The organism is Shewanella sp. MBTL60-007 (assembly GCF_019654915.1).
In the GTDB taxonomy this organism is placed as follows: Bacteria; Pseudomonadota; Gammaproteobacteria; order Enterobacterales; family Shewanellaceae; genus Shewanella.
Window position 1 is genome coordinate 1 of sequence record NZ_BPET01000016.1, and the last position, 13,950, is coordinate 13,950.

13 protein-coding genes and 1 pseudogene are annotated in these 13,950 nt (G+C 42.7%); 11 read left to right on the top strand and 3 right to left on the bottom strand.

Annotated elements, in window-relative coordinates:
• The first annotated feature begins 261 nt into the window (after positions 1–261).
• The 3 genes from K5Q92_RS07475 to K5Q92_RS07485 all read left to right on the top strand — a co-directional run bounded on the left by K5Q92_RS07475 (position 262) and on the right by K5Q92_RS07485 (position 5,546).
• Positions 262–2,097: a sodium:proton antiporter gene (locus K5Q92_RS07475; RefSeq protein WP_220768386.1), complete on the top strand. Its 1,836-nt coding sequence runs from the start codon at positions 262–264 to the stop codon at positions 2,095–2,097.
• Positions 2,098–2,322: 225 nt separating this feature from the next.
• Positions 2,323–3,633: a GGDEF domain-containing protein gene (locus tag K5Q92_RS07480; RefSeq protein ID WP_220768387.1), complete on the top strand. Its 1,311-nt coding sequence runs from the start codon at positions 2,323–2,325 to the stop codon at positions 3,631–3,633.
• 620 nt (positions 3,634–4,253) lie between these two features.
• The gene (locus K5Q92_RS07485; RefSeq protein WP_220768388.1) at positions 4,254–5,546 is read left to right on the top strand and encodes a serine/threonine transporter; all 1,293 of its coding nucleotides are present in this window, start codon (positions 4,254–4,256) and stop codon (positions 5,544–5,546) included.
• Between the two features lie 285 nt (positions 5,547–5,831).
• On the opposite strand, the gene K5Q92_RS07490 is transcribed toward K5Q92_RS07485, so the two are convergent.
• Positions 5,832–6,161 carry a phage integrase N-terminal SAM-like domain-containing protein gene (locus K5Q92_RS07490; protein WP_220768389.1) on the bottom strand — a complete coding sequence of 110 codons (330 nt, stop codon included), beginning with the start codon at positions 6,159–6,161 and terminating at the stop codon, positions 5,832–5,834.
• 137 nt (positions 6,162–6,298) lie between these two features.
• Between K5Q92_RS07490 and K5Q92_RS07495 the strand changes: the two genes are divergently transcribed.
• The 4 genes from K5Q92_RS07495 (at position 6,299) to K5Q92_RS07510 (ending at position 8,557) form a co-directional block, all read left to right on the top strand.
• Complete coding sequence (locus tag K5Q92_RS07495; protein ID WP_220768390.1) at positions 6,299–6,613, top strand: Imm58 family immunity protein; 315 nt, start codon at positions 6,299–6,301, stop codon at positions 6,611–6,613.
• A gap of 201 nt (positions 6,614–6,814) precedes the next feature.
• Positions 6,815–7,525, top strand: coding sequence for an HAD family hydrolase (locus K5Q92_RS07500; protein ID WP_220768391.1), 711 nt, complete (start codon positions 6,815–6,817; stop codon positions 7,523–7,525).
• Positions 7,526–7,633: 108 nt separating this feature from the next.
• The gene (locus K5Q92_RS07505; RefSeq protein WP_220768392.1) at positions 7,634–8,143 is read left to right on the top strand and encodes a ClbS/DfsB family four-helix bundle protein; all 510 of its coding nucleotides are present in this window, start codon (positions 7,634–7,636) and stop codon (positions 8,141–8,143) included.
• Positions 8,144–8,254: 111 nt separating this feature from the next.
• Positions 8,255–8,557: a hypothetical protein gene (locus tag K5Q92_RS07510; RefSeq protein ID WP_220768393.1), complete on the top strand. Its 303-nt coding sequence runs from the start codon at positions 8,255–8,257 to the stop codon at positions 8,555–8,557.
• A 57-nt stretch (positions 8,558–8,614) separates the two neighbouring features.
• Here K5Q92_RS07510 and K5Q92_RS07515 read toward each other — a convergent pair.
• Positions 8,615–9,013, bottom strand: a pseudogene (locus tag K5Q92_RS07515) (tyrosine-type recombinase/integrase); the annotation flags it as partial.
• A 129-nt stretch (positions 9,014–9,142) separates the two neighbouring features.
• On the opposite strand from K5Q92_RS07515, the gene K5Q92_RS07520 reads away from it, so the two are divergent.
• The 4 genes from K5Q92_RS07520 (at position 9,143) to K5Q92_RS07535 (ending at position 11,162) form a co-directional block, all read left to right on the top strand.
• A complete protein-coding gene (locus tag K5Q92_RS07520) occupies positions 9,143–9,526 on the top strand; it encodes a DUF2750 domain-containing protein (protein ID WP_220768394.1) in 384 nt (127 codons plus the stop codon).
• Positions 9,527–9,687: 161 nt separating this feature from the next.
• On the top strand, positions 9,688–10,011 hold the full coding sequence (locus tag K5Q92_RS07525; RefSeq protein ID WP_220768395.1) for a hypothetical protein: 324 nt from the start codon (positions 9,688–9,690) through the stop codon (positions 10,009–10,011).
• 217 nt (positions 10,012–10,228) lie between these two features.
• The gene (locus tag K5Q92_RS07530; RefSeq protein WP_220768396.1) at positions 10,229–10,531 is read left to right on the top strand and encodes a hypothetical protein; all 303 of its coding nucleotides are present in this window, start codon (positions 10,229–10,231) and stop codon (positions 10,529–10,531) included.
• Between the two features lie 148 nt (positions 10,532–10,679).
• A complete protein-coding gene (locus K5Q92_RS07535) occupies positions 10,680–11,162 on the top strand; it encodes a cupin domain-containing protein (protein WP_220768397.1) in 483 nt (160 codons plus the stop codon).
• A gap of 319 nt (positions 11,163–11,481) precedes the next feature.
• Here K5Q92_RS07535 and K5Q92_RS07540 read toward each other — a convergent pair whose 3' ends face one another.
• Positions 11,482–13,434, bottom strand: coding sequence for a radical SAM protein (locus K5Q92_RS07540; protein ID WP_220768398.1), 1,953 nt, complete (start codon positions 13,432–13,434; stop codon positions 11,482–11,484).
• Between the last annotated feature and the right edge of the window lie 516 nt (positions 13,435–13,950).

A 13,950-nucleotide genomic window follows, 5' to 3' on the forward strand; every position in this document is an offset into this window, starting at 1 on the left:
CACCTAGCACCTAGCACCTAGCACCTAGCACCTAGCACCTAGCACCTAGCACCTAGCACCTAGCACCTAGCACCTAGCACCTATGTTAGTTCCTTAGCTGCTTGCTGCATTCTTATCCATATGGATTATTTAACGATAATATTGATTTACTTTTCCTAGCCTTATCGTATTTTACTCAGGTTTAGCTATAGTTTTTACACTTGACCGTCTCTTTTAACAAACCAAGATTTCGATTGAAATGATTAGATAAGGATTAAAGGTATGCTTGAGCAGATCACTGCGATGCTTGCTTTGCTAGGTGTTTTATCATTGTTTTGTCAGTGGATAGGCTGGAAACTTCGACTTCCTGCAATTTTACCATTACTCCTGTGTGGTCTATTGCTCGGACCAGGGCTTGGCTTCCTTAAGCCCGATGTGATTTTTGGTGATCTGCTGTTTCCGATTATTTCACTCGGTGTCGCGGTTATTCTATTTGAAGGAGCGTTAACCCTTAACTTCAAAGAGATTAAAGAGCATGGTGTCATGGTAACTCGATTGGTGACATTAGGCACTGTGATTACCTGGGCCTGTATTGCTGTAGGTACCTTTTATCTACTCGACTTTGAATGGTCTATGGCGTTGCTATTTGGTGCGCTGGTGGTTGTGACGGGGCCAACGGTAATCGTGCCCATGCTTCGAAGTGTCAGGCCTAAAACTGAGCTTGCCAGTATTTTGCGCTGGGAGGGCATTGTTATCGACCCTATTGGTGCGCTACTTGCGGTATTAGTATTTGAGTATATCGCGGTGGCTGCGGATCCTACTACCCATGTTTTGCATGCTCTGAGTGCCATGCTGGCTGTAGGTCTAGGTTTTGGTGTGATAAGTGGCTACTTAGTAGGCCTCGTTCTGCGCAACAACCTACTGCCCCATTATCTTCGTAACACCGCTGTACTGACCATAATGCTAGCCGTGTTTGTTGGCTCAAATCTATTACAGGAAGAGGCGGGTTTGCTCTCTGTGACCGTGATGGGCATTTGGCTGGCGAATATGAAGGGCGTCGACATTGCCGATATTCTCGAATTTAAAGAAACCCTTACTGTGCTGCTGATCTCTGCACTGTTCATCTTGCTGGCAGCGCGCCTCAATGCCGACGCCTTGTTAAGTCTAGGCTGGGAAGGCTTAGCACTGTTAGCCGTGGTTATGCTGATCGCAAGGCCATTAAGTATCTGGTGCTGTGGTGTCGGAACCTCATTATCTAATGGCGATAAATGGTTTTTAAGCTGGGTCGCACCCCGAGGTATCGTCGCCGCAGCTGTGTCATCCTTATTTGCCATAAAACTTGAAGCGCTTGGTATTAAAGGCGCCGAGCTTATCGTGCCTTTGGTATTTTTGATTATTATCGGTACCGTGGTGATCCAGAGCCTAACAGCAGGCAGTTGGGCTAAGGTGCTCGGCGTTACCGCAGACTCCTCCCAAGGTCTGCTAATTTTCGGGGCCTCGAAGTTTTCACGCGCACTGGCAAAAACACTGCAAAGCAAAGGTGTGACAGTGCTGCTGGCAGACAATAACTGGGACAATATTCGTCTCGCTCGTATGGATAATATCCCCGTGTATTTTGGTAACCCAGCATCCGAACATGCTGAAAACCATATGGATATGGCGGGAATTGGCCGAGTCCTAGTGATGTCTCCGTACCGTCAACTTAATCCCTTAGTGAACTTCTATTTTCAAGATGTTTTTGGTGAAGAAAAGGTCTATGGCCTTAATAATGGCGATACGTCCAGCGCACGCCACCAACTTTCTGAGTCCTATATGAAGCGCTTGTGTCTATTTGGTGACGCGATCTCATACTCAAAGCTCGCCAGTTTAATGGCCAAAGGTGCCACGATAAAGAGCACCCGTCTGACAGAAAGCTTCAATTACGGCATGTTTATGGAACAGTATTCTCAAGCAGCGATTCCGCTTATTTACCTGCAAGAGGGTAAGGTGAGGGTGATTAGGGGGCAAATGGAGAGTGAGTTACCTGTAGGTGTTGAGCTGATCAGTTTAATTCCGGCCGATGCAATTAAATTGGGTGACAGCAGTGATACGGTAGCCGAAGCGCTAATTGACTCGTGAGGTTGCTAGCAAAGTAGCGATATTTGACCTCCATGGATGGAGGTTATGTTAAATCAACATGGAGTTTTAGTGGCCGTAAAAGTGCATTAGCTTGCTATGAGCTAAACCGTATCTACAATTGATATAGAGCATAACATTATAGTTTCCAGTTGATTACAATGGTTGCCAAATTGTTTTGAATAATGTTGGCATCGAGCTACATAGTTGAATTCAAATGTAGGTACAATGATTAAAGAAAAATCCGAAATCGAAAAGCTAATAGCAGAAAATGAACGTTTAAAAGATGAAAATAAACGTCTTAATTTTATTTTGGATCATATTGGAGCCTGTGTATACACGAATGATACTGATGGGCGATATACCTATGCAAATCATCAGACATGCCAAGTTTTTGGTTACCCAGCAGAAGAGGTTATTGGAGAAACTGATGAAAAGTTCTTCGATCTTAAGGCCTGCGATGAGTTACGCCAAAATGATTTAATTGTCTTACAGACTGGTAAACGTATTGAAAGTGAAGAAAAATCAGTCATTGAAGGCTCTGAAGAAGAGCGCACCTACTGGTCTGTAAAATTACCAATATATGATGAAAATGGTGATATTACGGCCTTATGTGGGATCTCCTCTGACATTACTGAAAATGTTCAGATGAGAAAGGAAATGGAAGAGAAAGAAGAACTCCTTAGCCTTGTGCTAGAAAATATCCCTTCCTGCGTATATATGAAGGACGCACAAGGAAGGTATCAATATATCAATTCCAATGCTGCTTCATTGCTGGGGATAAACGCTGACGACATTGTCGGTAAAAGCGATAAAGAGATAACACTTTCATATATTTCAGATGAGACCATCCGGCTCGACTCCCAAGTGTTGCGAACTGGAGAAAAGATGATAAGCGAAGAGAGTGCCACCGGAGCCCATGGCGAAAAAGTTCATTTTTGGGTTGCTAGGGCACCCTTTAAAGTCAATAACAAAGTTTCTGGTTTAATTAACATCTTTACCGACATCTCAGAGGTTGTATCTCTTAAGAATAAGTTTTTCGAACAAGCACGCACTGACCAATTAACGGGAGTGTTATCTCGTCGATTCTTACTCGACCTCGCACAAGCGCAGTTAAAACAGGTTCATCGAAGTGCGTTACAAATGGCTATTATGGTGATTGATATTGACTATTTTAAGGGAGTAAATGATACCTATGGTCACGTCTTTGGCGATCTTTTACTTCAAGCTTCCGCCAAATCGATGAGCCTAGTGTTACGAGAGAGTGATTTGCTGGGACGGATCGGCGGGGACGAATTTGTGATAGTCCTTAACGGTATTACTGAGGAGGGGATAGGGATTGTTGCAGAGCGATTGCAAGAAGTGATGTCCAAGACTTATCTTAAAGCCTCAGACGGAAAAAGCATACGCGTCTCGGTCAGTGTTGGTATTTCTCTGTCATCGCCTGATTGCACGCTAGACTCGATGATAGAAAAAGCTGACATTGCTCTGTATCAAGCAAAAACAAGCGGTCGCGGATGCTGGCGCTTAGCTAACTAAGCACTAAATATAAGCACTAAATATAAGCACTAAATATAAGCACTAAATATAAGCACTAAATATAAGCACTAAATGATGCGTTGAAGACAAGCATTGCACTGCTACATTCGTCCCAAGAATCGTGAGGCATGTTTGCCAAGTAGCAGGGGAAATATGGCGGTGAGCTCAAGTGTACCTTAGTAGGAGAGTTGCTCCTTTGATTTAGGCAGGGAAACTTCGAATCCCTGTTACTCCCACAGTTGACAGGCCTCCTTAGTTTATTAAGTCTGGTTGAAATTCAAAAGTCCTTATTTCGCCTTCCCAGCATCATTGCGCCACGAGTTGTGCTCCTAGCCATTACACAGCCCTTGGATGGTCGAAAAACCAACGAACAGGTTCGTTTATTTGTAAAACCTAAATAAGTTTGTCCGAAATCACATTTATCGCCAGATCTCTCCCCTATACTGCGCGGCCTTTATTAGGTTCTGCTAGTTTTTCATTCACTCTTTGTGGGTAAACTCCCTATCTTATGTCGTTTGTGTAGTTGAGGTTGATATTTTCGGCGGCTGCGTGGTGTGACTTAGGTATGAAAACAGAACCCTTAAAAGGTCATATAAGAACCGTCTAAGGAGATGTCCATAATGGACTCTGTAATTAACAAAACTGAAAACACCTCGGCACAACTGAAGGTAAAATCAAGCTGGAGCAAGAGTGATACTCTGTGGGTATTAGGGCTCTATGGTACAGCCGTTGGGGCTGGTACACTTTTTCTGCCGATTAATGCAGCCCAAGGTGGCTTAATCCCCCTCATCACCATGGCACTGCTAGCACTGCCAATGACTTTCTTCGCTCACCGTGGATTAACACGCTTTGTGCTTTCGGGTTCAAATCCTGAGGGTGGGATCACCGAAGTGGTAGAGGAGCATTTTGGCGTAGGTATGGGCAAGGTGATCACCTTACTTTATTTCTTCGCTATCTACCCAATTTTGCTGGTTTACAGTGTTGCACTAACCAATACTGTCGAAAGTTTTATGCAACATCAGCTAAGTATTACTCCGCCTAACCGTGCAACATTGGCTCTGATCTTGATTATTGGCTTGATTGCAGTGGTTCGGTTAGGAGAACAGTTAATTATCAAGGCGATGAGTTTGCTGGTTTTCCCATTCGTTGCCGTCCTTTTGCTGCTGTCATTTTACCTAATCCCTTACTGGAACACGTCAATATTTAGCAATGTGATACCAGCTGAAGGTGGTGTCAGCACCATCTTAATGGCATTGTGGTTAATACTGCCGGTGATGGTTTTTTCGTTTAACCACTCTCCGGTTATTTCCTCTTTTGCAGTAGACCGTAGGAAACTTCACGGTGCAAAAGCCGAGAAGCAGTGTTCACGGATCTTAGCTTTTAGCCATATTTTGATGGTTGTCACTGTGATGTTTTTCGTGTTCAGTTGTGTGTTCAGCCTTTCTCCTGCCAATTTAGCGGAGGCGAAAGCGCAAAATGTGTCGATATTAACCTATCTGGCCAACCATTTTGATACGCCTATCATCGCCTATGTGGCGCCAATTGTTGCGATAATCGCCATCACTAAGTCATTCTTTGGTCATTATATCGGTGCTAGTGAAGGTTTTAATGGTTTAATCATTAAGGCTGCACGTGGCAAGGGCAAAGAGGTTAACCCTGTCATTCTTAACCGCATTACCACAGTGTTTATGCTGCTAACTACTTGGGCGGTAGCCACAATCAATCCGAATATTTTGGGAATGATTGAGAGTCTTGGCGGTCCAATCATCGCACTTTTGCTGTTTATCATGCCGATGTACGCCATCCTGAAAGTGCCTTCGATGAAGCAATACTCAGGCACCATAAGCAATGTTTTTGTGGTGATTATCGGATTAGTCTCAATCTCTGCAATCTTCTATTCATTGGTGCAGTAAAATGAGAAAGAGGGCAAGAACTATGGTTTTTGCTCTCTTTATCGGCAATACGCTTTATTGAAAGTACACCTTTCGACAGTGCTCCTCATAAATAGTACTGTCCCTCAACCTCTCTGATACAGCCTCACCGGATTTTAACCTCTCTTTTGTTATTTATTCTTTATTCGCGCACTCTGTTGTCACTCTTTGGCTCATCGGCCACTCTGTTCGTTTTAAACTCAATTTTTATTAGCATCCTAGAGCTGAGCTTTATGTTCGGATTAATAATGGCAGGTTATTGATTTTTCACAGTATATTGGGCAGTTGCTTCATTTGTGGAGGCGTCACGATGTTGAGCCACTCCCAGTTTTGGTTTAGCACATGTCGGTAGAAAAACTGTAAACCATTACGCTCAAGCTTAACCTTGCCCCATGAGTGTGACGCTATCAGTTGAGTGACGTAGCGCTTCAAATCATCGCTTGTGAGGTTGTCGCGGCAACAGTCAAAATAGGCAGCAATACGTCTAACAGCTCGGTTACCTGCATTGATGATGGCGGGTCGTTTGCCTTGCAGTGGTAAGTTGGTAAGATGTTGTTCATAAAGAGAATCAAAGCGTTGTTGTTTGAATGTGTTCATGAGGATACTCCTAGATTTGCGACCAAGGCTCGCTGCCTCTAGATAGTATTCAGGATGAGGAAGGAAAGAGGCTTGTTACCGCTTTTGCCGCACAGCGACTTCGTTCAAGAAACTGTTTAAAAGTAATCGAGCACTAAATGAATAAATGGAAAATATCATTTTTTGTAACCCTCTCACTATTGCTAGCGAGCAATCTATTCTGGTTCTACGCTGCAATAGATTCAGGAGTCACTTACACATATCAGCAAGTGAGCCTTGAAGACCTCGGCGATGCTCATAAGTTCTTAGGTGAGCTAGTGGTCAAAGGTGGCCAAGAGTACTCACAAAAAGATATATTGCACTTTATTAGGCAGTCGTACCCCGATGCCTTTATCGTAGAAGAAGGCAATCAAATTAGGGTCAACAAAGTTACTTTCATGTTTGAAAACGGAAAATTGAGCAAGGTGTACTAGTATGGCCACTTTTAACAAAGCTAAGCAACATCGTCCGGCGGCTTCGCGGCTACATTTCGGCCGTTGCTAACGGCGTTAAGAGGGATTCGCAACACGTGGCATTTTATTATGCGTTGGTTCTGGTGTTTAGGGGGTATGCGTATTCGTCATTTTGGATTAAATTGTACGTTCAGATTTAGTGTTTCAATATATAGGTAAAAAATGAAACTAGATGCGGTGTTGTGGGACTATGATGGAACTCTTGTAAACTCAGTTCCCAAGAATATTGATATTACAAAAGCTATCTTATCCATTGTTGCACCACATTTAACTGGAGAGTTTTTGCCTAAGTATTTACGCGATGAAGAGTCGTACCATGAAGCAAACCATAGTGCTAAAAACTGGCAGGAGCTTTACGTTGACTACTATGGGTTAACACATGAGGAAATGCTGATTGCTGGGGGGATGTGGGCGGAACATCAAGAGCAGAATACAACTGAAGTAATGCTGTTTGAAGGGATCAAAGACGTAGTCACTAAGTTTTCTTATCTTCCTCACGGTATTTGCTCGCAGAACTCGCAAAACAATATTCGCCGTTTATTGGAGAGTAATGCGGTAGCCGCACCATTTAAGGCTATTGTAGGGTATGACGATGTTTCTAATGGCAATCAAAAGCCTGATGCACTTGGTGGTATTAAGTGTATTGATTCAATTTTCGGTCATACGAACAGCAAGTGTTTAATGTATATCGGAGACCATGAAGCAGACGTGAAATTTGCACGTAATCTACAAACTGCCCTTGGTGGTGAAGCTCAGGTAATTGCAGTGTCTGCAGCTTACAGTCGCTCGGCACCAGAGTCTTGGGAGTGTAAGCCGGACTATACAGCACACACCGTCAATGACCTTTTTGACATCATAGGAAAATACGCATAACAAGGCTTTAAAGTCGGACTCGTAACAGCTGCTTGGTTCTACTTCGTTTCACATTTTAGCAAGCTATTTATAACCGCTTAAAACGGCGTTATGTGAATGGAGGTCAAAATGTCTTCTGTACCAAGAAATAAGGATGAATTGGAGTTAGCAATAAACTCAATTTTCCCAAAATTGATGGCTGATTACCGTTTAATTCCAGAGTGTAAAGCTTGTAAACCTGGCGTAGAAGGGAATGTAAAAGGTACAGTCATTAGTGTAAGTGATACAGTGGCTTACTTGATTGGTTGGGGGAAACTCGTTCTTAAGTGGCATCACCTAAGATCTCAAAATCAACATGTAGATTTCCCGGAAACTGGCTATAAATGGAACCAATTAGGCTCACTCGCCGAAAGCTTCCACGAAGAGTATCGTGACTGGAAATACGATGATTTACTCATTGAACTTGAGTCTACGGTTAACGAGATACTTCTACTTATTTCAAGCTTAAGTGACCATGAGTTGTATGGTGTCGAGTGGTATGAACAATGGACTTTGGGGCGCATGATTCAGTTTAATACGTCATCCCCTATGAAAAATATGCGCACAAAAGTTCGGCGCTTCAATCGAGAGCTCACATAATAAGTTAATTAAGTGCGGGACTGCCAAAACTTGGCTCAGTTCCCGCTTCGCTACCATAGTTTAGCCAAGCATTATTAGCCACTTTTTGGGGCGTTAGGTTTTTCGGGGAATATGAATAGAATCAAAGCAATTTTAATCGCTACTCTGTTGATGCATGCAATGCTGTTTATCGCTGTAGAACATACGTTTTCTAGAGGAAGCGATTTTCAAATCATAGCGCTAATCATACTGTGGTGCATTGGCTCATTGATTGCTGCTTATCAGTTTCGAAAAGCAACTAGATCACAAAGTACAAAAACGTTTTTGGTAAAGTTGGGTAATGTCGCATTGTGGCTTATTGCACTCCTACCAATTAGTTTAGGTGCTCTTCTACTATTTCTTGCAGTGGCCCTTAATGGTGTAGATTTTAGATAAGAGGCAACCGAAAAGTGCAAATCATTCAAGTAGATTTGCTACGCTTGGCATTTTTGCTTTGAATTGGCTTTGGTATGTACGTTCTACAGCTCTTGGCAGTGAAGGGCCTATCCCTAGTTGGTTGTTATGCTGTTGAATCTTAATAGCTTTATCAATATATACTATGAGCTTTTCGGCGCATTTATGGCTGAGGATGGTTTGCCTATCTTTACGTCCTTTACCGTCTATAACGGTCAGTGTAGTTCTCTCAATATCAATGTCTTCGACGCATAACCGAAGACATTCTGAAACTCTCAATCCGCTAGCATAGAGTAACTCTATGATTAGCCTATCGCGGCCATCAAGTTGATTTAATATCGATGAGATTTCTAATGGTGTTAATACTGTGGGCAAATGTAGTTGTTTAGTTGCATGGCAAAAATCTAAATCCCCAAGCTCATGGTGCAAATGCTTCTGACACTCTGGGTGGTGTATTTAAAGTAAAGGTGTTAACTTCGTTGTAATACAATCTGTTAACAATGCGCGTTTTCTCTGGTTTAATGAGGTAAACGCGCATACGTACTAATAAGCTGTTAGGAATACCAAATGAGTAGTGGAAGCTCGCAAGCAAATAAATTCTATGAAGAAGTTTCAGAAAGTCAAAGGCTGTGGTTCGCCGAAACTGATGATGGTGATGTTTTAGAATTTGATGTCGATGGTGATGTTTTAGAATTTGATGTCGATGGTGATAAAGTGTCTTTTCCTCTTTGGTCTTCTAAATCAAGAATTATCAGACTTAAAAAGCTTAACCCTGAATTATTAGGCGAGTACTCGCCGAGAGTAATTTCTTGGCAATTCTTTAAGGACGTTTTATCTCCTATGTTAATAGAGAATAATCGATTGATTGGCGTAAATTTCAGTGGTCAAAATATTACTGGCATTGATTTAACTGTAGAGTCATTAATCAAACAAATTGAGGCTTTTGCGTAGGGTATTTCCTAACAAGCCATTACGGTGCGGGACTTTTAACAGTTGGCCTTCCTCACTGCGTTCGTTATTTTAGCCAACAATTAAAAGCCCCTGAATGGGGCGTTATGTGTTAAAGGTTTACTTAATAATTCGATTTACAATAAACACGAAAGGAGCTCGAAATGAAAAAATTAATTTTATCGATATTTTTAATAGGAATCTGTATAAATTTAAATGCAAAGGAATTAATAAACGGAGTTACGAAATACAGTGAAAGTTCTATAAAAGAGCTAAAACTGGATTCAATGAGTGATCTTCTTGTAAATTATTTCAATGAAAATAAGTTAACACCTCAAGCAGTTAATAAAATTACATATTTGGCTGATGGTCAATTAACGCAAAAGTCTTCGGAAGAAAAAAATAGTTTACAATCGGCCGAATCTGTTGAATTACTGCTCAACAATAAAACGCTAATTGTCAATGTCATCAGTCGTAAAAACAACTAACAAGATAAATCAACAAGACAAATACTGCTTGGCTTTGTCACTACGTTTCAATTGTAGCCAAGCAAACTATTTGACCTGCTTAGGGCGTTATATGACATAAGGAGGATGTCATGAGTGAATGGCAAGTGCTTGATTTACGACACGTATCAACTGAGATTTTGCCTTTCTCTGACAGCGAATTTGATTCGATATTTTTGTGTATAGGTTTTCGGGGAATATGAATAGAATCAAAGCAATTTTAATCGCTACTTTGTTGATGCATGTAATGCTGTTTATCGCTGTAGAACATACGTTTTCTAGAGGAAGCGATTTTCAAATCATAGCGCTAATCATATTGTGGTGCATTGGCTCATTGATTGCTGCTTATCAGTTTCGAAAAGCAACTAGATCACAAAGTACAAAAACGTTTTTGGTAAAGTTGGGTAATGTCGCATTGTGGCTTATTGCACTCCTACCAATTAGTTTAGGTGCTCTTCTACTATTTCTTGCAGTGGCCCTTAATGGTGTAGATTTTAGATAAGAGGCAACCGAAAAGTGCAAATCATTCAAGTAGATTCGCTACGCTTGGCATTTTTGCTTTGAATTGGCTTTGGTATGTACGGCACAATGGTTTAGGTAGGGGGGCGTTGCTCATACCTTAATAGTGCCTTATGACAATGAGAGATCACATGGATAGATACATTGTTAAGAAGTCTGAAATTGCAGAAATGGAAGGCTTAAGTAAAACACATTATCTCAATGGCAATGCTGTTCGGCTGAACAAATCTCTTGGTGATTTAACTGGCCTTAAAGGTTTTGGCTTCCACATCATTGAAGTTCCACCCAATAAAGAATCAACAGAGTTTCACTCCCATAAATTTGAAGATGAATGTGTTTACGTATTAAGCGGTAACGCCACTGCAAAAATTGGTTCTGAAGAGTTCGAAATATCAGAAGGAGACTTCCTTGGTTACCGAGCAAACGGTTTAGCTCATACTATTTTAAATACAGGTAGTGAAATGTTACGCTGCATTGTAGTTGGTGAGCGTCTAGCTCATGATGTAGCAGATTATCCTAATTTAAATAAACGACTTTACCGTAACAAAGGCGAAAGTTGGGACTTGGTTGATATTAACAATGTTCAGCATCCTAACGCTGGAGGGAAGTCATAACAAGTGAAGGCGTTCCAGCATATCGGGTTGCAATACTTTCGCTAATGCCGATAGTCATTTCAAGAGCTTTAGCGCTAACGCATTTCTGTCCAAAAGCGAGTTGGATTATTTTGGGTGATTGCTGTTTTCGAGAGTGAAATGGGGTATACAACGCTATCTATGCAGCGAGTTTGACTCTATAGGGTTTAAGACCACTTTCTTTTTAATAGGAAAGTGGCCTTGTTGATAGGCTAACGTTATTGCTACTAAGCAGGCGATTTACAGCTTAGGGCTCCGCATTGCTGAAGGCTCTTAACTGCTGAAGGCTCCTAACCACTAACTACTCTTCATTGCTGTCGATGAGGTTGTTAATCGCTCTTGAGATCAGGTCTTTTTTCATCTGCGTGGGGGCAACTTTCTGGTTAAACCAGAAGCTCATTGGCTGGTCAAAGCCGATGCCATGCATATAGTTGTAGATTGCCTTTCGTAGCCCCTCGCCAAGCATCTCATGATCAGTATCGGTTGGGTCGGTGAACTCCACATCGTTTTCAGCGAATAAGATCTCAGGGCGCTCGGTAAGCGTGATACCAAATTTTTCAGGGTTCATGCCAACAGGGCTGTGAACCGTGGCTACAAAACGGTGCCAGTAGGCTGACTGGAAACAACCTTGCTGCATCATCTGACGCACCATCTCCAGCGAATCGACAGTTTCTTGCTCTGTCTGGGTTGGGAAACCATACATCAAATAGGCGTGAACCAATATTCCTGCATCACTAAATGCCTTGGTTACTTGAGCGACTCGCTCAACACTGACGCCTTTCTTCATCAGTTTTAATAGACGATCCGATGCCACTTCAAGGCCACCGCTAACAGCGATACAACCTGAATCCGCTAGTAATTGGCAGCGCGCTTGGCTAAAGGTTCTCTCGAAACGAATATTGCCCCACCAACTGATCACCACGTTGCGTTCAATGAGTCGTTTGGCAAGCGCAAACAGAAGCTTTGGCGGCAGCGCTTCATCGACAAAGTGGAAGCCAGTCTCGCCAGTTTCTTCGATGAGTTGCTCGATTCTATCCACTAGCGCATCAGCGCTTGCGGCGTCAAAACGGCCAATATAATCCAGACTCACATCGCAAAAACTGCACTTACGCCAATAACAGCCATGGGCTATGGTCAGTTTGTTCCAGCGTCCATCACTCCAGATGCGGTGCATCGGGTTGAGCATTTCACATAACGACAGGTATTCTCCCAATGGCAGGCCGTCATATACTGGGGCTCCAACATCGGTTTGTGGAATATCCTGCAGCGCTGTATTTTCATTGAAATGGACGTAGATCTCACCATCTTCACTGTTACTGTCACTGTCGTTTTGGGCGAGGAAATAGGTGCGTACTAGCTCATCGACCCCACGTTTACCTTCGAAGTATTCCAGCAAGGTGATAAAAGGGCGCTCGCCATCATCGAGACAGATAAAATCGACAAACTCAAACACTCTAGGGTCTTTAAGCGCACGTAGCTCGGTGTTAATAAATCCGCCGCCCATTACGATAGGGAGTTCAGGGTTTATTGCTTTACAGGTTTGCGCAATACGCAGGGCGCCTAACATATTGCCCGGGAAGGGCACGGTTAGCGCAACCACACTCGGTTGTGTCTCTTCCAGGTACTGTTCGACTAGCTGTTCTAAGATCTCAGAGCTGAAACTGGGTTCATCCATCAAGGTGTCGTAGAGGTTGTCAAAGCTCGGGTTGGCCGCCGCTAATTGTTCGCCATAACGACTCACTTCAAAGTAGGGATCGACCCCCTGAGTAATGACACTCGACAGATCGTTGATGAACAGGGTCGCTAGGTATTTGGCCTTATCTTGCACCCCTAGGTTACCAAAGGCTGCTTGCAGTACATCGCCAGATACTGCTTCCATCTGGGCAATCGCATCAAATGCTGGGCCTTCAGGTAAAAAGCGGCGGGAGTTAATACGCAGTGCTAGGCTTGGATCTTTGCCCTGCAAAAAGCGAATAGCAGGTTCTACGGCTAGGTGGTAACGGTCAAACTCTGCAAGAAAGTTAAAGATAACATCAGGCAGTTCATCATCTTCAAAGTGTTCGAAGTTTTGTTCTACATGTTGACGAATGATCTCCAGCGCTGGGGCTGTCATCATCTCTAGGAAAAGCTCAATAGCAGGATCTCGCTGAACCGCCTCATAACCTTGAGAGCGTAAAAAACCCGTTAAATACGCTGTCGCCGGGTAGGGCGTATTCAGCTGGGTCATAGGTGGGGTCATTAGAAGAACGGTCATAGCCTGCCTTTAAATAGTAATACCAAAATGCTCTGCCTGAGAATAAACGGGGCGCAAACTTAACATTGCGAAACCATTAGCGAATAAACCGTTATTGATAACAGAGCGTGGCAGCAAGCCTCTATGTCTGGATTGCTGCCAAAAATAATGGGGGATTCTAGCAAATGTACTCAGCAAAAACCCGTAAATAAGCAAACGATAGATAGGTTTATCTGTGAGCTTTGTATGTTTTGCTAGATATCAGCAAGGATAAGTGTTGTTGGGGGAGATGATCTCATATCACTCTATGGGACTTAGGTATATTGTTTCTCGCTATGATGATTTTTTTTGTCTGCACTGTGCATCAAGGTAAAGCACAAGCCGAGTCGATAAAATCAAAACAAGTATTAAAACATTAGCTTAGATAGAAAAATCAGCGACCTAAAACTTATAAATAAGATGAAGGTGATGAAGTTATCCGGGGTATTCGTCATCTTTGTATCGATAAGCAAGCGCTAGAGGCGATAGCAGTAGAAG